The organism is Achromobacter sp. SIMBA_011, from assembly GCF_046535435.1.
Taxonomy (GTDB): domain Bacteria; phylum Pseudomonadota; class Gammaproteobacteria; order Burkholderiales; family Burkholderiaceae_B; genus Achromobacter; species Achromobacter dolens.
Window position 1 is genome coordinate 1 of sequence record NZ_JAWRWN010000867.1, and the last position, 253, is coordinate 253.

1 pseudogene is annotated in these 253 nt (G+C 61.3%); it reads right to left on the bottom strand.

Annotated elements, in window-relative coordinates:
• Window positions 1-253: pseudogene (locus tag SB816_RS33475) on the bottom strand (cytosine permease); the annotation flags it as partial.

Below are 253 nucleotides of genomic sequence, written 5' to 3' on the forward strand. Positions count from 1 at the left end.
GTCGGTCTGGCTTATCAGGCGGCTGAACAGGTAGACAAAGGCGATCACGCCAATGACGCTGGCGACACGGCCGATGAAGTGGATCACCCGGTAGCCCAGCACCGTGACCAGCACAATGACACTGGCGAAAATCAAAATACCGGTGCTGTCGCTGACCCCGAACAACTGGCCCAGCGCCTGACCGGACAGCACCGTGCCGGTGGCGGTGAAACCCAGGTACATCAGGCACACCAGCACGATCGGAATGGCCGCG